The sequence below is a fragment of the Dactylosporangium sp. NPDC000521 genome (genome assembly GCF_042898305.1).
Lineage (GTDB): Bacteria > Actinomycetota > Actinomycetes > Mycobacteriales > Micromonosporaceae > Dactylosporangium.
The window spans coordinates 761,783-780,222 of sequence record NZ_JBIAYW010000004.1; the positions used below are offsets into that span (position 1 = coordinate 761,783).

20 protein-coding genes are annotated in these 18,440 nt (G+C 70.1%); 19 read left to right on the plus strand and 1 reads right to left on the minus strand.

From position 1 onward, the window contains the following. The first annotated feature begins 111 nt into the window (after window positions 1-111). From ACFY3L_RS17790 to ACFY3L_RS17855, 14 genes are all read left to right on the plus strand, one after another. Window positions 112-357, plus strand: a complete 246-nt coding sequence (locus ACFY3L_RS17790) for a DUF6221 family protein (protein WP_389324454.1) — start codon at window positions 112-114, stop codon at window positions 355-357. Between the two features lie 39 nt (window positions 358-396). Further along, window positions 397-945 (plus strand): helix-turn-helix domain-containing protein, encoded by a 549-nt coding sequence (locus ACFY3L_RS17795; RefSeq protein ID WP_389324457.1) that lies wholly within the window; start codon window positions 397-399, stop codon window positions 943-945. Continuing rightward, on the plus strand, window positions 938-2,224 hold the full coding sequence (locus ACFY3L_RS17800; RefSeq protein WP_389324460.1) for a PBSX family phage terminase large subunit: 1,287 nt from the start codon (window positions 938-940) through the stop codon (window positions 2,222-2,224). The genes ACFY3L_RS17795 and ACFY3L_RS17800 overlap by 8 nt, the downstream gene beginning before the upstream one ends. A 16-nt stretch (window positions 2,225-2,240) precedes the next feature. Then, window positions 2,241-3,785: a phage portal protein gene (locus tag ACFY3L_RS17805; RefSeq protein ID WP_389324463.1), complete on the plus strand. Its 1,545-nt coding sequence runs from the start codon at window positions 2,241-2,243 to the stop codon at window positions 3,783-3,785. Between the two features lie 15 nt (window positions 3,786-3,800). Beyond that, window positions 3,801-5,870, plus strand: coding sequence for a phage minor capsid protein (locus ACFY3L_RS17810; protein WP_389324466.1), 2,070 nt, complete (start codon window positions 3,801-3,803; stop codon window positions 5,868-5,870). Window positions 5,871-5,939: 69 nt separating this feature from the next. Beyond that, window positions 5,940-6,794, plus strand: coding sequence for a hypothetical protein (locus tag ACFY3L_RS17815; RefSeq protein ID WP_389324469.1), 855 nt, complete (start codon window positions 5,940-5,942; stop codon window positions 6,792-6,794). 54 nt (window positions 6,795-6,848) lie between these two features. Then, on the plus strand, window positions 6,849-7,790 hold the full coding sequence (locus tag ACFY3L_RS17820; protein ID WP_389324472.1) for a major capsid protein: 942 nt from the start codon (window positions 6,849-6,851) through the stop codon (window positions 7,788-7,790). Window positions 7,791-7,869: 79 nt separating this feature from the next. Beyond that, on the plus strand, window positions 7,870-8,085 hold the full coding sequence (locus tag ACFY3L_RS17825; protein ID WP_389324475.1) for a hypothetical protein: 216 nt from the start codon (window positions 7,870-7,872) through the stop codon (window positions 8,083-8,085). Between the two features lie 4 nt (window positions 8,086-8,089). Further along, entirely contained in the window at window positions 8,090-8,494 is a 405-nt protein-coding gene (locus tag ACFY3L_RS17830) for a hypothetical protein (protein ID WP_389324478.1), read from the plus strand. Next, on the plus strand, window positions 8,491-8,835 hold the full coding sequence (locus tag ACFY3L_RS17835) for a hypothetical protein (RefSeq protein ID WP_389324481.1): 345 nt from the start codon (window positions 8,491-8,493) through the stop codon (window positions 8,833-8,835). The genes ACFY3L_RS17830 and ACFY3L_RS17835 overlap by 4 nt, the downstream gene beginning before the upstream one ends. A gap of 3 nt (window positions 8,836-8,838) precedes the next feature. After that, window positions 8,839-9,189 carry a hypothetical protein gene (locus tag ACFY3L_RS17840; RefSeq protein ID WP_389324484.1) on the plus strand — a complete coding sequence of 117 codons (351 nt, stop codon included), beginning with the start codon at window positions 8,839-8,841 and terminating at the stop codon, window positions 9,187-9,189. After that, on the plus strand, window positions 9,186-9,635 hold the full coding sequence (locus ACFY3L_RS17845) for a minor capsid protein (RefSeq protein ID WP_389324487.1): 450 nt from the start codon (window positions 9,186-9,188) through the stop codon (window positions 9,633-9,635). Before ACFY3L_RS17840 ends, ACFY3L_RS17845 begins: the two co-directional genes overlap by 4 nt. A gap of 16 nt (window positions 9,636-9,651) precedes the next feature. Beyond that, window positions 9,652-10,389 (plus strand): phage tail tube protein, encoded by a 738-nt coding sequence (locus ACFY3L_RS17850; RefSeq protein WP_389324489.1) that lies wholly within the window; start codon window positions 9,652-9,654, stop codon window positions 10,387-10,389. Between the two features lie 17 nt (window positions 10,390-10,406). Beyond that, entirely contained in the window at window positions 10,407-10,949 is a 543-nt protein-coding gene (locus tag ACFY3L_RS17855; RefSeq protein WP_389324492.1) for a hypothetical protein, read from the plus strand. 181 nt (window positions 10,950-11,130) lie between these two features. Here the strand turns inward: ACFY3L_RS17855 and ACFY3L_RS17860 are convergent, their stop codons facing one another. Next, complete coding sequence (locus tag ACFY3L_RS17860; protein ID WP_389324495.1) at window positions 11,131-11,619, minus strand: hypothetical protein; 489 nt, start codon at window positions 11,617-11,619, stop codon at window positions 11,131-11,133. A 63-nt stretch (window positions 11,620-11,682) separates the two neighbouring features. Here ACFY3L_RS17860 and ACFY3L_RS17865 point away from each other — a divergent pair, with 63 nt between their 5' ends. From ACFY3L_RS17865 to ACFY3L_RS17885, 5 genes are read left to right on the plus strand one after another with little or no spacing between them, the layout of a single operon-like run. Then, on the plus strand, window positions 11,683-13,710 hold the full coding sequence (locus tag ACFY3L_RS17865) for a phage tail protein (RefSeq protein ID WP_389324498.1): 2,028 nt from the start codon (window positions 11,683-11,685) through the stop codon (window positions 13,708-13,710). Window positions 13,711-13,720: 10 nt separating this feature from the next. Continuing rightward, a complete protein-coding gene (locus ACFY3L_RS17870; protein ID WP_389324500.1) occupies window positions 13,721-14,611 on the plus strand; it encodes a hypothetical protein in 891 nt (296 codons plus the stop codon). Further along, window positions 14,608-16,950 carry a hypothetical protein gene (locus ACFY3L_RS17875; protein WP_389324503.1) on the plus strand — a complete coding sequence of 781 codons (2,343 nt, stop codon included), beginning with the start codon at window positions 14,608-14,610 and terminating at the stop codon, window positions 16,948-16,950. Before ACFY3L_RS17870 ends, ACFY3L_RS17875 begins: the two co-directional genes overlap by 4 nt. Next, window positions 16,947-17,453, plus strand: a complete 507-nt coding sequence (locus tag ACFY3L_RS17880; RefSeq protein ID WP_389324506.1) for a hypothetical protein — start codon at window positions 16,947-16,949, stop codon at window positions 17,451-17,453. The genes ACFY3L_RS17875 and ACFY3L_RS17880 overlap by 4 nt, the downstream gene beginning before the upstream one ends. Window positions 17,454-17,462: 9 nt before the next feature. After that, the gene (locus tag ACFY3L_RS17885; protein ID WP_389324509.1) at window positions 17,463-18,440 is read left to right on the plus strand and encodes a hypothetical protein; all 978 of its coding nucleotides are present in this window, start codon (window positions 17,463-17,465) and stop codon (window positions 18,438-18,440) included.

Genomic DNA, 18,440 nt, shown 5'->3' on the forward strand with positions numbered 1-18,440 from the left:
CCGCCACACACCGACGCTCTCCGGCGACACACTGCCGTGCCTCGTCTCGGTTGCTGCCCGTGCAAGTCGGGCCGGGTTCACCAAGCTTCCGGCCCCTGGTGAGGTGAGCACATGGCTGACATGAACGACCTTGCCGCATGGCTCCGCGCACAGCTCGACGTCGACCAGGCGAACGCCGCACCCGACAGCCAAGCCAGGGCCGACGTCGACGCCAAGCGGCGCATCGTCGACCGCTGCGCATCCGAGTGGGGCAACGACCGCGTCGAAGCGCTCGCTGAGGACGTGCTGCGCGAGCTGGCCCTCATGTACTCCGCCCGGCCCGACTACAGGGCCGAGTGGCAGCCACTCCGCGCCTGACCCTTCGACCACGGCACGGCGCCGGACAGGCGGTGACCCATGACGGCTGACCGGCGCCCCGTCACCGACGAAGACCGCGAACGCGTCGTCGAGCTCCACGCCCAAGGCCTCTCCCGCAACGAGATCGCCCGCCAGATCGGCCGCTCCGGCAAAACCGTCAGCAACATCGCCCAAAAGGCCGGCCTCACCTTCGAGCGTGGCCCCGAGGTCGCCGCAGCCACCGAGGCCCGCAAGGTTGACGCCAAGGCGAGACGGGCCGCGCTCGCCCTGGCGCTCCTGGACGACGTCGACCGCTTTCGTGCCCAGCTCTTCGCGCCGGTGATCGCCTTCAACTTCGGTGGCAAGGACAACACCTACGAAGAGCGCGAGATCCCCGAGCCAACACCACGCGACAAGCGCGACCTGATGAACGCGATCGGCATCGCGATCGACCGCTCGGTCAAGCTCGACGAGTACGACTCCGGCGCCAGCCTCGGCCAGGTCGTCTCGCTCCTGGAGACCCTCGGCCGCGGCCTCACTGCCAAGTACGGCACCGGCGACGACGAGCACCCCGTCGAGGACGACGAACCCGGCGACCTCGATGACTGACCTGCTCACCGCTCCACCGCCGCAGCGCGAGGTCCTGCTCAGCGAGAAGCAGGAACGCTCGATCGCCCACGCGACCGCCCGCATCAACCTGTGGACCGGCTCGATCCGGAGCGGCAAGACCATCTCGTCCCTGCTGTGCTGGCTCATCTACGTTGCCAACGCCCCCCGCGGCGGGCAGCTCGTCGTCACCGGCAAGACGTACGGCACCGTCGCCCGAAACGTCTTCGGGCCGCTCATGGACCCGATGGTCACCGGCCCAGCCGCGTCGCTGATCAAGTACACGCGCGGCGCCGAGACCGCCAGCATCCTCGGCCGGCAGATCGAGGTCATCACCGCCAACGACGCCCGCGCCGAAGGCCGGCTCCGCGGCATGACCTGCGCCGGCGCGTACGGCGACGAGCTCAGCTTGCTGCCGGAGGCGTTCTTCGACCAGCTGCTCGGTCGCATGTCCGTGCCCGGCGCCCGCTTCTTCGGCACCAGCAACCCCGACAACCCGAACCACTGGCTCCGCAAGCGGTTCCTGCTCCGGGCCGCGAAGCTCGGCCTGCGGCACTGGCACTTCACCCTCGACGACAACCCCGGCCTCGACCCGGCGTACGTCCGCTCGATCAAACGCGAGTACGTCGGCCTCTGGTACAAGCGGTTCATCGAAGGCCTCTGGGTCCTCGCCGAGGGCGCGATCTTCGACGCGTTCGACGACCGCAAGCACGTGGTCACGAAGCTGCCCGCAATCCGCCGCTGGCTGTCGCTGGGCGTCGACTACGGCACCGCCCACCCGTTCGCCGCGGTCATGCTCGCCCTCGGCGCAGACGGCCGCCTGTACCTGACCAACGAGTGGCGCCACGACAGCATCCAGGCCCGCCGCAGGATGGCCCCAGTCGAGTACAGCCACGCCCTACGCAGCTGGCTCGGCACCCTCGACGCCGGCGAGCCACTCGCTCCCGAATACGTGCTCGTCGACTCGGCCGCCGCCGACTTCCGCGTCCAGCTGGCCAAGGACGGCTTGCCGAACAAGCCGGCGAAGAAGGAGGTCGTCGAGGGTCTGCGCACCATGATGTCGCTGTTCGCGACCGACCGGCTGCGCATCCACTCGTCATGCGTCGGGCTGCTGTCGGAGATCCCCGGCTACAGCTGGGACGACAAGGCGGCCCTGGAAGGCCGCGACGAGCCGATCAAGGCCGGCGACGACAGCATCGACGCTGCCCGGTACGCGATCTACTCCACCCGCTCGATCTGGTGGTCACTGCTACGCCGCAGCCAACTCGACCTCGCAGCCTGACCCGGAAGGAGACCAGGTGCCGCTCCCCGACAAGCCCGACAGCGCCTGGCCGCCGCGCTGGCTCGACCCCGTCCTCGACAAGATCGGCGAGTGGACGGCCTGGTACCGCGGCGACCCGGTCAAGCTCGCCAAGCAGTACGAGCCGAAGGGCAGCCAGCTCAACCGGCCGCGCACGTTCTGGGGTGAGCAGGTCCCGGACGGCCAGCGGCCCGCGAAGCTGCACGTACCCCTCGCCCGGGACATCGCCACGACCAGCAGCCGACTGCTGTACAGCGAGCCGCCGACACTGACCGTCGTCAACGCCCAGGCGCAGAAGCGCCTCGACCAACTCGTCGACGACGGCGTGCACGCCACCCTGCTCGCCGCGGCCGAGGTCACAGCAGGCAAGGGCGGCGGATTCCTGCGCATCGTGTGGGACAGGAGCCTCCTGGATCGGCCGTGGATCGCTCGCGTCGACCCGGCCGCCGGCGTACCCGAGTGGCGGTGGAGCCGGCTTGCCGCCCTCACCGTCTGGCGCGAACTGGGACGCGACAACCGGCGCGTGATCCGTTACCTCGAACGACACGATCCGGGCACCATCCAGCACGCCGTCTACGAGGGCACCGATGACATGATCGGCCGTCGCATCGACCTCGGCGCCTACCCCGACACCGCCTGGCTTGTCGGCGCCGAGGGCGTCACGATCACCGACAACATTGGCGCCATCAGCACTGGCCTCGACGACCGGCTCACCGCCGTCTACACCCCGAACGTAACGCCGGCGCCGTGCTGGGACGACGTGCCCGGGGCGGCCGCGCTCGGCCGGTCCGACCTTGACGGGGTGGAGCCGCTGCTCGACGTGCTGGACGAGACCTGGTCGAACCTGACGCGGGAAATGCGCCTGGCTGTCGCCCGGCTCATGGTGCCAGAGGAATACCTGAGGTCGCTCGGCCCCGGCAAGGGCGCGACGTTCGATGTTGCCCGCGAGTTGATGACGCCGGTCAAGACGATGGCCGACGACGACAAGGGCCTCAACATCGAGCTGATCCAGCCTGAGATCCGCGTCGAACAGCACCTACGGATGGTGGAGGCGGAGACCCGGACGATCGTTCAGTCCGCCGGCTACAGCGCCCAGTCGTTCGGGATGGACGGCGGCGGCAACGCCACCGCCACCGAGGTGACCGCTCGCGAGCGGACGTCGTTCATCGGCCGCGACGCCAAGCTTCTGGGGCAGCGATCACCGGTCGCTGAGATCACCGAGACGCTGCAGATGATCGACGTCAAGATCTTCGGCAGCGGGATCACACCGGAGCTGCCCGACGTCCAGTTCGGCGACAGCGTCTCCCAGGACCCGGAATCGATGGCCCGCACCCTGCAGGCGTACAGCGTGGCCGAGGCGATCTCGACCTGGGAGAAGGTCAAGACCCGGCGCCCGGACTGGGACGACACCCAGATCGGCGTCGAGGTCGACCGGATCCTCAAGGAGACCGGCAAGTCCGTTGAGAACCCCGACACCTTCACCGGCTCGCCGCCGGCGCCGGAGCTGCCCGGCCAGGTCGACGACCCCGCACCACCGGCATAGACCCGGGAGGTCCTCGTGCCCGTCGACCGCACCCTGGCCGAGGACCTCAGCGAGAACATCGTCACGATTTACCAGGACCTGGAGACCCGGCTCGCTGCCGACCTGGCCCGGCGCCTGGCCAGCGGTATGGACTCCCCGACCTGGGCGGAGGACAAGCTCCGCGGGCTCGGCACGCTGCGCCAGTTCGCGCAGAACCTGATTGGCCGCCTCAACGGCGGCTTGGCCGACGAGGTTGCCCAGGCCACGATCCTTGCCCACATCCGCGGCGGCGCCGCGGCGATGGATGACCTGGCCCGGGCACAGTCCACCCACCCGGAGTGGCTGCGGCTTGCCGAGATCAGCAGCCCCAACGACCGGCTCCGCGCGATGATCGAGCGCCGGCAGGCCGGTGCTGCGGCGCAGCTGGCCCAGGCCCGGCGAGCAATCCCCGGCGCCGACGCGATCGCCCGGTTGGCGTTCTCGCTAACCACAGCCCTGCGCGGCACACACCTGAGGATCATGCGGTGGCAGCTCGACAGCTACCGCGAGGTCATCGCCGCAGGCTCCGCCCCTGATGTGCTGGCCGGGCTTGCCACCCGCCGACGTGCGTCACAGATCGCCTGGGAGCGGCTGCTCACGCAGGGCATCACGGGGTTCGTTGACCGCTCAGGCCGCGCCTGGAATCTGGCGTCCTACGTTGAGATGGCCGCGAGATCAACCGTCGCGCAGGCCGCTGTTGAGGGCCACCTCGACCGGCTCAGCGCGGCCGGCCTCGACCTGGTGATCGTGTCCAACGCGCCGCAAGAATGCGCCAGGTGCAGGCCATGGGAAGGCAAGATCCTGGCCCGCAGTGGGCCAGCCGGTCGGCGCACCATCCAGGTCGAGCACGCCACGCGCGACGGCGTCATGGTCAACGTCGAGATCGCCGGCACGGTAGCCGAGGCGATTGCGGCCGGGCTGATGCACCCCAACTGCCGTCACAGCCTCAGCGGCTACATGCCGGGCGTGACGCGGATCCCGACCCATACGGAGGACCCGGAGGGCGACAAGGCGAGGCAGCGGCTGCGCGCGCTCGAACGGCGGGTGCGGTCGGAGAAGCTGAAGGCGGAGACCGCGCTCGACCCCGCGGCTAAGAAGGCACACAACGCGAAGGTCCGCGCCGCCCAGGCCGAGATCCGAGACCACGTGGAGGCGACCGGCCTGATCCGGCAGCCGCACCGTGAGCAGATCGACCTCGGCCACCGGCCGCCGCCCGGCCCGGTCGACACCACCCCGCCGAGCCCTCAGCCCACGCCCACTCCGGCGCCGTCTGCCGTGCGCAAGGCCACGCCGACCAAGGCCGCCCCGCCGCCGCCCGAGGAGACCCGGGCGCCAGCCGCCAAGGCAACGTCGGCGAAGAAGGCCGCTCCGGCCAAGGCCACACCGCCAGCGCCGACGCCGGCGGCACCGGCCGCACCGCAGCCGCCCACCTCAGCGTCCACCGCGCCGCCGATCAGCGGGTCAGCAGCGCTGAACGTCCCGCCAGCCCGGCTCCGCATCCGGATCCAGAACCCGGAAGCGAACGTCCTGCAGCAGCGAGAGATCGGCACGTTGGAGTGGCGCGGCGGGCGACCGGCGGAGTTCTCGCCGGCCGAGGCCGACCGGCTCAGCGAGATCATGTGGGACTACATGCAAGAGGTCGGCGGTGTCGACCCGTTCGACCTCCGCGCCGGCAATACCGATGCCCGGAACCTCATCGACCGGCTGATGCGGAGCTCGATCCTGCCGGAACCGATCCAGGTCTGGCGCGGCATCAACCAACCGCGGCTGCTGTTCGGTGACCGGGTCGACGGCAGCCTTGTCGGTGTCACCGCTTCCGATCCCAGCGTCATGTCCACCAGCACCGCCCGCAGCGTTGCCACCCGCTATGCCACCAGCAGCGACACCGGCACCGGGGGCGTACCTGAGCCGATCGTCATGCGGTTCACCGCACAGCCCGGCGTCGGCGCGGTCTCCCTCGGCGACGACGACCGGGAGATCCTGCTGCAACGCGGCGCGCGGCTGACGGTCACCGCTGACCGACGTGAGCGCGGCATGCGGATTCTGGACGTCCTCGTCCACCTGTAGACCAGCCCGAAGAGGGGATGGGCGGCCGTTGGCCGCAGCCGATCAACAACCCGAGCCTGGAGGCTCAGCATGACCCAGCCCGCCCAGCAGTCGCAGGCTGCGCCGCAAGCTGCGCCGGTCGCCCCGCAGGGGCAGCCCGCCCAGCAGCTGCCCAGCCAGCCGCCCGCTCAGCCGGCCCAGCCCTACACCCAGCAGCAGCCGCAGGCATGGCCCGCCTACGCGCCGCAGGTCCCGCCCCAGCAGCAGCCGGCCGCCCCGCCCGGGTGGCCGCAGCAGTCGGCGCCGGCCCAGCCGCCCGCCCAGCAGGCCGCCCAGCAGCCGCCCGCCCAGCCGTACCAGTTCCCGGCGCTGCCCGCCTACCCGCCGATGCCGCCCGCTGAGGGCGACGACGGCCAGGGCTACGACCTCGCCCGGCTGCCCAGGGCGGCCCGTGAGGAGATCGAGCGCCTGCGCGGACAGGCCCAGCAGCACGTCGTCCAGATGCGCACCGCCGCGATCTCGCAGCAGGCGTACCTGGTTGCCCCGCAGCTCGGCGTCAACCCGCAAGCCCTCACCGGCAGTACCGCGTGGCAGCAGGCAGCCGCCGGTCTGGACCCGGCCGCGCCGGACTACCAGCAGCGGCTCGCCTGGACCATCCAGGCCATCGCCACGGCCAACCCGTGGATGGCCGCCGCGGTTGCCACCCAGCCTGGGCAGCAGCCGACCGCCACCCCAGGCCAGCCCGGCCAGCAGCCCGCGCAGCCGGCCGCTCCGCAGGGTTGGCCGCAGCAACCCCCTGGCCAGCCCACCCCGCCGGCACCCGGCGTGCCGGCAGTGCCGCCCGCACCAGCCCGCAGCGGCGGAGAGTTCACCGGCGCGCCCGGCACCGCCCCGGACAACCCGGCCCCCGGCATGGGGCGCCTCCGCGGCGCCTACGGCGGCTAACCCGGTCACACGGCGCGGGCGCCAGTCACCGCACCATTCCCATAGGAGAGATTCATGGCTGTCACCCTCGCCGAGGCCGCGAAGCTGTCGCTCAACCAGCTCCGCCGCGGCGTCATCGAGATCTTCATGCAGGAGTCCCGCGTCCTCGACCAGCTCAACTTCGTCGACGTGCAGGGCAACGCCTACGCCTACAACGAAGAACTGACCCTCCCCGGTGTCGCGTTCCGTGACGTCAACACGGCATACAGCGAGTCGACCGGCACGATCAACCCGAAGACCGAGCAGCTGCGCATGTTCGGTGGCGACGCCGACGTCGACCGGTTCATCGTCCAGACCCGCGGCAACCTCAACGACCAGCGCGCCACCCAGACCGCGCTCAAGGTCAAGAGCCTGAACTTCGGCTTCCAGGACAACTTCATCAACGGCGACAACAGCGTCAACGCCCTCGCGTTCGACGGGCTGAAGAAGCGGCTTACCGGCGGCCAGGTCATCGCCGCGGGTACCAACGGCATCCCGGTCGTCGGCACCGGCGCTACCGACCAGCACGCCTTCTTCGACGCGATCGACAACCTGATCTCGCTCGTTCCCGGCGGCGCGAACACGCTGTACATGAACAACCTGATCCGCGGCAAGTTCCGCAGCGCGGCGCGGCGTGTCGGTGGCTGGCAGATGCAGCGCGATGACTTCGGCCGGCCCGTCGAGACCTACAACGGGGTCCGGATCGAGGACATCGGCACCAACGCCTCCGGCACGATGATCATCCCGCAGACGGAGACCCAGGGCGCGTCCTCGGTCGCGTCGTCGATCTACGCCGTGCGCTGGTCGGCCGGCGAGGACGACACCGGTGTGCTCGGCCTGTGGAACGGCGGCGTCATGGTCGACGACCTCGGCCAGCTCCAGACCATGCCCGTGTTCCGGACCCGGATCGAGCTGTACTCGAGCATCGCCGTGTTCGGCAAGGGCGCGGCCCGGCTGACCGGCATCCTCAACTCCTGACCGACGTCGGGGCGCCTGCCCAGTGCTGGCGCCCCCAACACCGCCCCACTGACCGATCCCTCGGAGAGGAGCCACGGCCGTGGCCGAGAACGACCCGCAGAACCCTCCAGCCGACCCGAAGCCGCCAGCCCGCAAGGCGCCGGCGCTGAAGGTCAAGCACCTCGACGGCTGCCCGGCCAAGCCGGATCGCGTCGAGCAGTACGACAACGACCGCCACAACGCCGACCACACCGTCACCACGTTCGTGGTGACCCGGTGCCAGGACTGCGGCGCCCACGAGGTCAAGGAGAAGTAGCGCGATGGCGTACGCGACGGTCCAGGAGCTGACCAACGCCATGGCCCCGAAGGCGCCGCCGGCGAACGCGCAGCAGCTCCTGGACCGCGCCAGCCGCGACGTCGACCAGGCGCTGCTCTGCACCGTCTACGACACGGCGCTGCCGGCAAACGTTGCCGCACTCAAGCTGGCCACGCTCGAACAGGTCCAGGCCGGGCTCGACAACGGCGACCGCACCGGCACCGGCGTCACCAGCGGCGGCGGGTTCACCCTCGGCCGGCTGAGTGTCCAAGCTCCGGCCGCAAACGCAACCGGCGCACCACGCAAGGTCGGGCGCCTATGGGCGCCGGCCTGGGACGTGCTGCAACAGGCCGGACTGACCGGCGACGGCCCGTCCCAACCGGGCGGCCAGCGCAGGACGTGGCCGTGACCTGGGCAGAGTTCTGCGCGCTGCACATCCCTGTGCCGGCGACGATCGTCGTCGAGGCGTACGCCGGCTCGGGCGGCCACGGCGAGCTCTACGCCGCGGCGGTCGCCGTCACGCCATGCGTCATCGAGGACACCCGCCGCCGCGTCCGCGTCCAGACGGCGGACGCGGCCGGCGCCGAGCAGGTCTCGTCCACCACCGTGTACGCGCCGCTCAACACCGCAGCGCCGCCGGGCTCCCGGGTCACGCTGCCGTCCGGCCGCGTCGCCCGGGTTCTTGCCGTCTCCGACATCACCGCCGCCGGCCACGACCTGCCGGAGCACGTCGAGCTCAACCTGGAGTGAGGCATGGCACAGTCCGCCCGCATCACCTGGAACGGCGCCGCGATCAGCGAGGCGGTACGGGAAGCGGCAGCAGACGGCGTCACCATCGCCGCTGAGCACCTGCTCGGCGAGGCACGCCCGCTGGTGCCGATCGAGGAGGCCACCCTGGAGCGCTCAGGCGCCGTTGTCGTCGACCGCGACGCGCTCGCGGCCGCCGTCGTCTTCGACACCGAGTACGCCGTCCGCCAGCACGAGGACATGACCTACCGTCACGACCAAGGCAGACAGGCGAAGTACCTCGAGGAACCGCGCGAGCGCGAACGCGACACCATGCTGGAGCTGTTCGCTGCTCGCGTCCGCAGGGCCATGCAGTGATCGGCGACGGCTGGACCTCGCGGCTGCTGACCGGCATGGCCGAACACCTGGCCGCCGCCGGCATCGCTCAGTGGCGGCCGGACGGACCTGCCTACCTCGCGTCGGAGACCGGCATCCTCGTGCGAGCCGTGCCACCGCAGCCCGACCGGGTCATCACCCTCGCTGCCTACCCGATCGCGACCACACGCCGAGGCCTCGCCGACCACGACACCGGCGTGCAGGTCCGCTTACGTGGCGACACCGACCCGCGCGACTGCGACGACCTGGCCGACGCCGTGTTCGAAGAGCTCGACGGCGCCACCAACCTCACGTGGGGCGGCGTCCGCGTGGTCCAGATTGGCCGCGCCTCCTACACCTCCCTGGGCCAGGACGGCAACGGCCGCTGGGAGCGGTCGGAGAACTACTACCTGCAGACGATGCGCCCGACAGCGCACAACCCTGATTGACGCCTGAGGAGGCATCGTGACGTCACCCACCCAAACCGTCACCGCGCTCGCCCGCCGCTGGGCGACCGAGGTCGACGTCAACCCGTCCGGGGTCGCCGACTGGCAGCCGCTGCCCGGCGTCGAGGACTTCAAGCCCAACCGCACCCAGCGCCGGGAGAAGGACGAGTCGTACGACGACGCCGGCGCGATGCGCGAGGCGATCACCGGCAGCTCCTGGAAGAACGAGATCAAGCTGATCCACCGCGCCGGCTTGGACGGCGTCACGTTCAACGCCGTGCAGGAGCACCTGCGGGTGAAGTCGGAGGCCGGCGACGCGATTACCGGCGAGGCGCACGTCCGTTGGTTCGACCGCAGCGGCGTCGGTGAGGCGTGGGAGGGACGCTGCCTCGTCGACTGGGAGCCGGAGGGCGGCGACGGCGGCGCCCGCGACACCGTCAAGGTCACGCTGAACGGCCAGGGGCCGCGGGTCCCGATCACGAACCCGAACGCGTCAGCGCTGCCCGTCGTCTCGGCGCTCTCGCCCGGTACTGGCCCGGCCGTTGGCGGCACCCCGGTCATCGTCAAGGGCCGCAAGCTCACCGGCGCCACCGCGGTCACGTTCGGCGGCACCAACGCCACAAACTTCATCGTCGTCGACGACACCCGCATCGTCGCGACGTCGCCGGCGAAGGCGGCCGGCACGTACGACGTCCTCGTCACCACCCCCGGCGGCGTGTCGGCGAACACCGCCGGCGACAACTTCATCTACACGTAAGAGGCGGCAGAGGCAGCATGGCCAAGTTCGAGGACCTCGACCGGTACTGGGATCCACGGCTGACGCTCACCGTGCGCGGCAAGCAGTACACGCTGCCGCTGCCGTCCGGTGAGCTCGGCCTGTGGTGCCGGCAGTGCGCCGCCGTCGCCGGCGAGGTCAACGCGGCATCCACCGACGACGAGCTGCACGCCGCCGTCGCTGCGGTGGAGGCGATCCCGGACCTGCCCGGCAAGCTCACGTTGCACGAGCGGGTCCTGGGCGACGTGTACCAGCAGCTGCTCGACGACGAGGTCCCGGACCCGTACATCCAGTTCTGTGGGCAGACGGCCTACATCTGGATCATCGGTGGTGAGGGCGCCGCCGAGCGGTACTGGACGTCCGGCGGCCGCCCGGAACTGATGGCCCGGGGGAACCGGGCCACCCGCCGGGCGAGCACCCAGACGACCAGTACGGCTGCGGCCTCCGCGACCCAGTCACCGGGCTCTACGAGTGGTACGAGTTCCCGCCCGAGGTCCAGGCGGAGCGGTCGGGGCGGCGCATCACGTGGGCACAGATCCTGACCCACTGGGCGATCGTCGAGGCCGACCTCGATTCGGAGTACGGCATCGACGTCGACGACCGGGACCTTATGCGCCGCAAGTCCTGGCGGTGGCTGGAGGTCCGCATTCAGGGCCTGCTTGCCGCTGAGACCCGGCTGCAGCGGGCCCTGGCACCTCCGCCTGAGTCGCCGGCGCTGCCTGGTCAGTAGGTCGGGCAGATGTACTGCCGCACGACAGTGAGGATCTTCGTCGACTTCTCGTCGCCGAACCCGTTCGGGTGACTGGGCGATGTGAAGCGGCGGTTCGTGAGCTCGATGAGCTTCGCCTGGTCGTTCGGTGTCTCCCGTACCGAGGTGCACTGGCTGCGGCCGCGGTCGATGATCGTCTTCTCGTCCTTGTTCCCGACGATGTCCGGGTCGATGGCCTTGAGCGCCGCAATGTACGCCTTCCAGGCGTCCGGGCCCGGCGTGGGCGGGATGCCGTTGTCGGCCGCGGCCGCGTCCTGGGTCGTAGCGGTGTTCTCGGCCTTCTTCCGGTCGTTCGTCACGCCGTACACGACGGTCACGACCAGGCACAGGGCCAGGACGGCGAGCACAGAGATCAAGACCGTCAACAGCGTCTTGTTCGACTTCTTGCGGCGCGGCGGAGCGGGTTGCTGCGGCGGGTACATGAGCCCTCTCTCTCCGTACATCGATGACCCCGGGCACGGTACCGGCCCGCCGCAACCCAGCACATCAGCAGAAGGGACAGCAACGTGGCGCTCAATCTCGGCGAGCTGTCCGCGATCATCTCCGCTAACGCCGAACCCTTCGACGAAGGACTCGACGAGGCGCGGACCCGCTTCCAGCGGTTCGGCGACCGGCTCGCGGTTGCCGGTGCTGCGGCCGGCGCGGCCGTCGGCGCTGCGCTCGCCGCCGGCGTCACGAGCGCGCTGGAGCTCGACGCGGCCACCGACAGGCTCAGCGCCCAGCTCGGTGCCACGCCGGCGGAGGCCGAGAAGTACGGCGCCATCGCCGGCAAGCTGTACGCCGACGCGTACGGCGAGAACATGGGCGAGGTCACCAACGCAATCGGCGTCGTGGTCAGCAGCTTCAAGGGCATGCAGACCGCCGGTGAGGACACCATCAAGGCCGTCACAGCCAACGCCCTGGACTTCGCCAACGCCTTCGAGATCGACGTCGCCCGGGCCGCATCCGTTGCCGGCACCGCCGTCAACGACGGCCTGGCCAAGGACGCCAAGGGCGCTCTTGACCTGTTCACCGTGGCGTTGCAGAAGACCCCGGTGGCCTTGCGCGAGAACGTGTTGGACGCAACCGAAGAGTATGGCACCTATTTCAGGAGCTTCGGGTTCAGCGGCCAGGAGGCGATGGGCATCATCGTCGCAGCCGCCGAGAAGGGCCAGTTCGGCATCGACAAGATCGGCGACGCGATCAAGGAATCGCAGCTGCTGATGACCGACATCGGCAACCAGGGCGTGAAGGACGCCTACAAGGCCATCGGCCTCAACGCCGAACAGATGTCGAGGTCGATCCTAAAAGGCGGCGACGCCAGCAAGCAGGCGTTCCAGAAGATCGTTGCCGGACTGCAGAGCATCAAGGACCCCAACGAACAGGCCGCGGCCGCTCTGGCGCTGTTCGGCACCCCGCTGGAGGACATGAACAAGGAGAAGATCCCCGAGTTCCTCGACGCGATCTCGAAGGGCGCGAAGGGCCTGGGTGACGTGTCGGGCGCGATCGACAAGGTCGGCGCTGGCCTGGCCGACAACGCCGCTACCCAGCTGGAAAGCTTCAAGCGCAAGGTGCAGATGGTCTTTGTGGAGAAGTTGGCCGAGGCGGTGCCGTACATCGAGGCGACCTTCGGCTGGCTGTCCCGCAACTCGGAGTGGGTCACCCCGCTTGCCACCGGTCTCGGCATCCTGGCCACGGCCATCGCCCTGGTCGCCGGCGCGATGAAAGTCTGGGCCGTCGTGCAGACGGTGATGAACCTCGCGCTGTGGTCGAGCCCGATTACCTGGATCGTCCTGGCCATCCTGACGCTGGTCGCGATCGTTGTGATCATCGCGACGAAAACGACGTGGTTCCAGGACATCTGGAACGCCACCTGGGGCGGCATCAAGGCCGTTGCCGGCGCGGTCGGAGTGTGGCTGCGCGACGAGCTGTGGGGTGTCTACATCAAGGGCACCTACGAGGGCATCGTCTCCGGGATCATGTGGGTCGTCGGCCTCTTCACGGACCACCTGATGGCGCTGCGGAAGACCGGCGAGAAGTGGTGGTCTTGGTTCGCCGAGCTGCCAGGCAAGATCAAGAGCGCGTTCGTGTCGGTCGGCGAGTTCGTCAGCGCCCCGTTCCGCGCCGGGTTCAACGCCGTCTCGCGCTTCTGGAACGGCACTGTCGGCAAGCTGAGCTGGTCGGTCCCGTCCTGGGTCCCGTTCGTGGGCGGCAACACGATCTCCGCACCGAAGCTGCCCCAGCTGGCCGAGGGCGGCGTCATCCCAGCCACCCCGGGCGGCCGGCTGGTCGTCGCCGGCGAGGGCCGGGAGACGGAGATCGTCTCGCCCGAGAGCAAGTTGGCTGTCCTGCTCGATCAGGCGGTCGCAGCTGGCCGCGGCGACGACGGTGGCCACGCCGAGCAGACCATCAACGTCAACGTGACGCTCGACGGCGAAGTCATCGAGCGTCACACGCTGAAGATCATGAAGCGCAACCCTGCAGCGGTCGCTTCCGCTGCGAAGGCCGGCCAGCGCAGCCGCACGTTTGCCGGCGGCAGCAACGCCAAGTTCTGACGGAGGACCGTTGACCGTCTACATCGGACGACCCGGCGCCATGGTTGCGCTGCGCTCTCCCCGCGCCAACATCCCGGCCAAGGTTGTACGGCCCGCACGCATCCGGGAAACCCTCGGCGGTGGGCGCGCTGTGGACTACGCGCCCGGCGTGCTGCGAACCTGGGAGCTGTCCTGGGGCGCTCTCTCGCACGACGACCAGGCCCTCATCATGGAGTTCTGGGCTGGCCACCGCGGGCCCGGCCCGTACGCATTCCTGGACGGCGCTGAACGCAACCTACTGACGCGCAACCAGTCGGCGACGACGTCGGTCTACAACGACACGTCGGGCTTCAGCACCGCCGGCGCCGGCGAGACCATCGCGAGCTCGTCGACGACGGTCGAGCGGGGGCCCCGCGTACTCGCCTGGTCGTTGCCCGCCAGCGTGACCGGCGGCATCCTCACCCTCAACGGCCCCAACCTGGACTGGCCCGGTATCCCCTGCGTGCCGGGCCAGAGCTATCGACTGCAAGCCCGGGTTCGCGGCTCTGGCCCGGACGGCGTCGTCGACGTCACCGCAAAGCTCCGCTGGCTGAATGCTGCCGGCGCCCAGGTCCAGCTCGACGCCGGTAGTGCCGTGACGACGTCGACGTCCGCGTGGGCGGACTGCGTGAAGGCCTCGACGGTGTGCCCGGCTGGCGGCGTGTACCTGCAGCCGCGGTTCGACGTTGCCGCCGGCACCGTGTCCGCCGCCGCCACCGTGCTGATCGACCGGCTCATGGTGTCGATGCCCACCGCCCTCGACCCTGGCACCACGTGGGTCCCAGGCCTCGGCGTTGCCCGCGTGTCCCTGCCGCAGCTGGACCACGAGCTGCCGCGGATTGACCGCCACAACCTGAAGATCACCGTAACGGAGGTCGCATGAGGGCCGTAACGAGCTCCCTGGCTGCGGCGATCGAGTCTCCTGACCGGACCGTGCACCCGACCGGGTCGATCGACTGGGACGGCGACGGTCACGGCGGGCCCGGCAGCATCGACGACATCACCCCCAAGCTGAGCCGGCTCACCGTCACGCGGGCGCTGACGGGTCAGTTGCCCCAGGACGTCCTCATCGTCGAGGGCGACCAGGCGGCAACCGCGTCCGGGGACCTGGTCGTCGGCAAGACCGACGACGAGCAGCTGCACGCCGTGGCGTACTGGAGCAGGCTGAACCCCAACAGCCCCCTGTACGGCAAGCCCCGAGCATCGCGGGATGCCCGGCTGGACGTGGAGTTCCTGACCGCGGCCGGGTTCGAGTCGGTGCCGCTGCTACGGGGTGTGTCGCGGTCCCTGCCGGTGTCGGTGGCGGACCGGTCCGCGAGCCTCGAGCTGCTCGACACTCGGGACCAGCTCCGCGAGCTCGTGAACCTGCCCGCCTTTGTGGCGGATGACCGCACTGACACGTTCGAAGGCCCTGCCTCGCCGGGGCTGGAGGCGGCATGGGTGGTGTCGTTCGCGCTGTGGCGGTGTGGGCTGACGCTGTCGCCTACGCCGCGGGTCGGCTGCCGGCTGTGGGTGCCGATGCACGGATCGGCGATGCCGATGATCAGCCGGACCGGCGCGACGATGCTCAATGCGAGCACCAGCCCGACCGGCTCTGTGAGCGCCACGGGACGGCGCAAATGCACGTTCGACACCGACGCGCCGTTCTTCATGGCGTCCGCGTTCGAGCCCACGGACACCGCGGCCGCGTTCACCCAAGTTGCCGGCAACCTGACCGACACCGGAGCGGCCGTCTGGGACTCGCTCGGGCGGTCGTCGGGCCGGATCGAGGTGTGGGCCAAGGTGCCGGCGCTTCCGTCGAACGCCGACCGTGCCGTCTACCTGGACCTGTTCGCCGAGGGCAGCGGCGTTCCCGGCTTAACCTCGGACAACAACGTCGAGTTCCGGATCCGGCGGGACGGCACGAGTCAGCTGAAGCTCAGCGGTGGTGGCGCCACCCTGCGGACGATCGTCGGCCCGACCTACACCCACGACGGCCAGTGGCATCTATTCGGGGTGCACTGGGATGACGTCGCCGGCGTGGCCACCTTCCGTCGCGACGGGGTCTCCAACACGGTCGCGTACACGCCGATCAGCTCGACAGCGCCGCCAGTCAGCAACGCCGTGAGGTTCGACTGGCGGATCTTCGTACCGTCCGCTGAGCTGCAGGTCACGTCCGGGCTCGCCGCTGCCGACGCCTGGCAGCCAACGACCTGGACGGCTGGTGCCGACGTTGACCGGCCGCAGAACCGGCGCCTGGTCGGCATCTTCCCGCCGGACGAGCCGCAGGAGGCCTGGGACCTGCTCCAGGACGTGTACGCGGCCGAGCGTGGCCTGGTGTGGATCGACGTCGATGGCCGACCGAAGCTGTGGACGGCAGCGCGCCTCAACACGGCCGACGCTCTGACCTCCGTACGGACACTGACGACCGAACGGCAGCTGCTCGCCCTGGCCTACAGGGACGACCGGGACATGATCCGCAACATCATCCGGTGCCCGTACACGCAGATCAACCTGGTGGCGTCGGCGCCGGTGTGGTCCCTGAACAGCGTCGTCCTCCTGGGTGCTGGGCAGTCCCTCACGCAGACGATCGTGCTCGACGGTCCGATTGTCAGCGTGCCCAAGGTCAGCGGTTGGGGCGGCCCGACGGTGGCGCCTGGCCCGGGCGCCTGGTACTCGATCTCGACTTCGCCGGACGCCTCCCTGAGGGCGACGCTCACGGTCAACAACTCGACGTCGATCACGTTGTTGTTGGAGAACCGCACGCCGGGTGGCCTGTACCTGACGGACCCCACCACCGGCGACCCAGCCGTGACCGTGTCCGCGCGGTACCTGGCGACGTCGAGGACCGAGCCGGTTGAGGTCCGGGACCAGGCGTCGATCGACGAGTTCAACGCAGCTCCGCTGACGGTGCCGGACAACCCATGGATTCAGACGCAGGGGTTCGCGCTGGGTGTCGCATGGGGGCTGCTTGGCCTGCTGCGGCGTGAGCAGGTGGTGTTCGAGGAGCTGGAGATCCCCGGCGACCCGCGGCTGGAGCCACTGGACCGGATCACGATCCAGGACAAGAACGGCCTGGTGCTGTCCACCCCGCTGACCGTCCAGCAGCGCACCGACGTGTTCGAGGGCGGCGGGTACACGTCGCAGCTGGTGGCACGGCCGTCGTGGGACCAGTGGGTGCTCGGTGGCGTCGGTGTCGGCACACCGCTTGGTACGACGATCCTGTGTGGGGGGCCCGAATGAGCTACGTGGCGCCAGATCTGCTCGATGCCACGCCGTATCCGGCGGCGATGTGGCAAGCGGCCCTCGACGAGGTTGAGCGGCTGTCCGCGGCGTCGGCAGCCACCTGGACCGCGTACGGCACGAGCGGCACCATCCTCACCGCGGTGACCGCGAACCCGGCCCTCGGCGCCAGCACGTGGGCGGCGGCTTACCTGCTCAGCGCGGGCCAGGTGCACGTGCGGTTCAACCTCACGGTCGGCGCCGGGTTCACTGCCGGCACGGGCGCTTACCGCATTCTGCTGCCGTTCGCTGCGTCCGCGGCCGCGATCGCGGCCGAGGTCGGCCAGGCCTTTATGGACGACTTCGGCGCCGCTCTGCGGACCGGTTCTGTGATCGCCGCTGACAGCACCCATGTGGAGATCTACCGGGAAAGCAGCACCGCGGCGATCGGCTCGGCCGGGCCCGGCAGTGCGTGGGCGACAGGCGACCGGATCAAGCTCCGCTACAGCTACGAGCCTGCATAGGAGGGCCTAATGGCATCGCAGGGGTATCGCGACTGGATCCGCGCCGGCCGCCCGTACACGCTGATCCGCCCGGCGCGGGCGGTCCAGGCGACGCTGCTCGCCCGCGGGATCACAGTCTGGGACTTCCCGGACGAGAGTCACCAGAAGGCCGAGCTGCCCGAGGATCACACGCCGTATTCGGCGACGGGATGGCCGGGCCCGAACGCGCGGTGGAAGGCCCGCGGGTTGGACATCATGCCGCGTTCGGACTCCAAGGCGCACCGCAAGGAGAACGCCGACATCGCGCGGCAGATGATCCGCGATCGTGACGCCGGCGTGCCGGGCGCGATGTGGATCAAGTACATCAACTGGACCGACGAGGACGGGGTGTGCCGTCAGGAGCGGTGGATGAGCTCCAGCAACCCGCTGCAGCGGACCACCAGGTCTTCGTCGGACCGCGGGCATGTGCACGTGTCGGGCCGATCCGACGCGGACAACGACACCCGAGCCGACGGCTACGACCCGGTCGCGCGGATGCGTGGCCTCACGACAGGAGACGAGATGGCCAACACGTGGACGTTCCAGGACCAGGCGCCGGCGGACCAGTGGCGGATCACGCAGAACGCCGGCGCGTCGTACCTCACCGGGCAGGCGCGCGACACCGTCCTGGCGATTGCCGCGTCCCACTCGGTGACCGCCAGCGCTGGCGTGCAGCAGCTGGTTGCCGCGGCCGCGGCGGACGAGGCGCGTGACCAGGCCGCGCTCGCTGCCATCCAGGCGCTGACCAAGGTGATCGAGGCCGCCGGCGGCAGCGTCGAGATGGCACCGATCCTGGCTGAGATCCGCGCGGTGCGCGAGGAGACGCACGCCGGGGTGGTGCAGCTGCAGCAGCAGCTGACCGAGTCCCAGCAGCGGGAGCAGGCCGCGCTCGACGAGCTCGCCGCGCTCCGCGCCGACAACGAGGGCCTGCGCCAGCGGCTCGCAGCCGCCTACGCACCGGAGGCCTGA

What these genes read in the sequence shown, in the direction of transcription:
- ACFY3L_RS17800 (WP_389324460.1), top strand. Translation starts at nt 938, where the DNA reads ATGACTGACCTGCTCACCGCTCCACCGCCGCAGCGCGAGGTCCTGCTC.
- ACFY3L_RS17880 (WP_389324506.1), top strand. Translation starts at nt 16,947, where the DNA reads ATGAGCTACGTGGCGCCAGATCTGCTCGATGCCACGCCGTATCCGGCG.
- ACFY3L_RS17860 (WP_389324495.1), bottom strand. Translation starts at nt 11,619, where the DNA reads ATGTACGGAGAGAGAGGGCTCATGTACCCGCCGCAGCAACCCGCTCCG.
- ACFY3L_RS17885 (WP_389324509.1), top strand. Translation starts at nt 17,463, where the DNA reads ATGGCATCGCAGGGGTATCGCGACTGGATCCGCGCCGGCCGCCCGTAC.
- ACFY3L_RS17820 (WP_389324472.1), top strand. Translation starts at nt 6,849, where the DNA reads ATGGCTGTCACCCTCGCCGAGGCCGCGAAGCTGTCGCTCAACCAGCTC.
- ACFY3L_RS17830 (WP_389324478.1), top strand. Translation starts at nt 8,090, where the DNA reads ATGGCGTACGCGACGGTCCAGGAGCTGACCAACGCCATGGCCCCGAAG.
- ACFY3L_RS17855 (WP_389324492.1), top strand. Translation starts at nt 10,407, where the DNA reads ATGGCCAAGTTCGAGGACCTCGACCGGTACTGGGATCCACGGCTGACG.
- ACFY3L_RS17815 (WP_389324469.1), top strand. Translation starts at nt 5,940, where the DNA reads ATGACCCAGCCCGCCCAGCAGTCGCAGGCTGCGCCGCAAGCTGCGCCG.
- ACFY3L_RS17790 (WP_389324454.1), top strand. Translation starts at nt 112, where the DNA reads ATGGCTGACATGAACGACCTTGCCGCATGGCTCCGCGCACAGCTCGAC.
- ACFY3L_RS17840 (WP_389324484.1), top strand. Translation starts at nt 8,839, where the DNA reads ATGGCACAGTCCGCCCGCATCACCTGGAACGGCGCCGCGATCAGCGAG.
- ACFY3L_RS17795 (WP_389324457.1), top strand. Translation starts at nt 397, where the DNA reads ATGACGGCTGACCGGCGCCCCGTCACCGACGAAGACCGCGAACGCGTC.
- ACFY3L_RS17875 (WP_389324503.1), top strand. Translation starts at nt 14,608, where the DNA reads ATGAGGGCCGTAACGAGCTCCCTGGCTGCGGCGATCGAGTCTCCTGAC.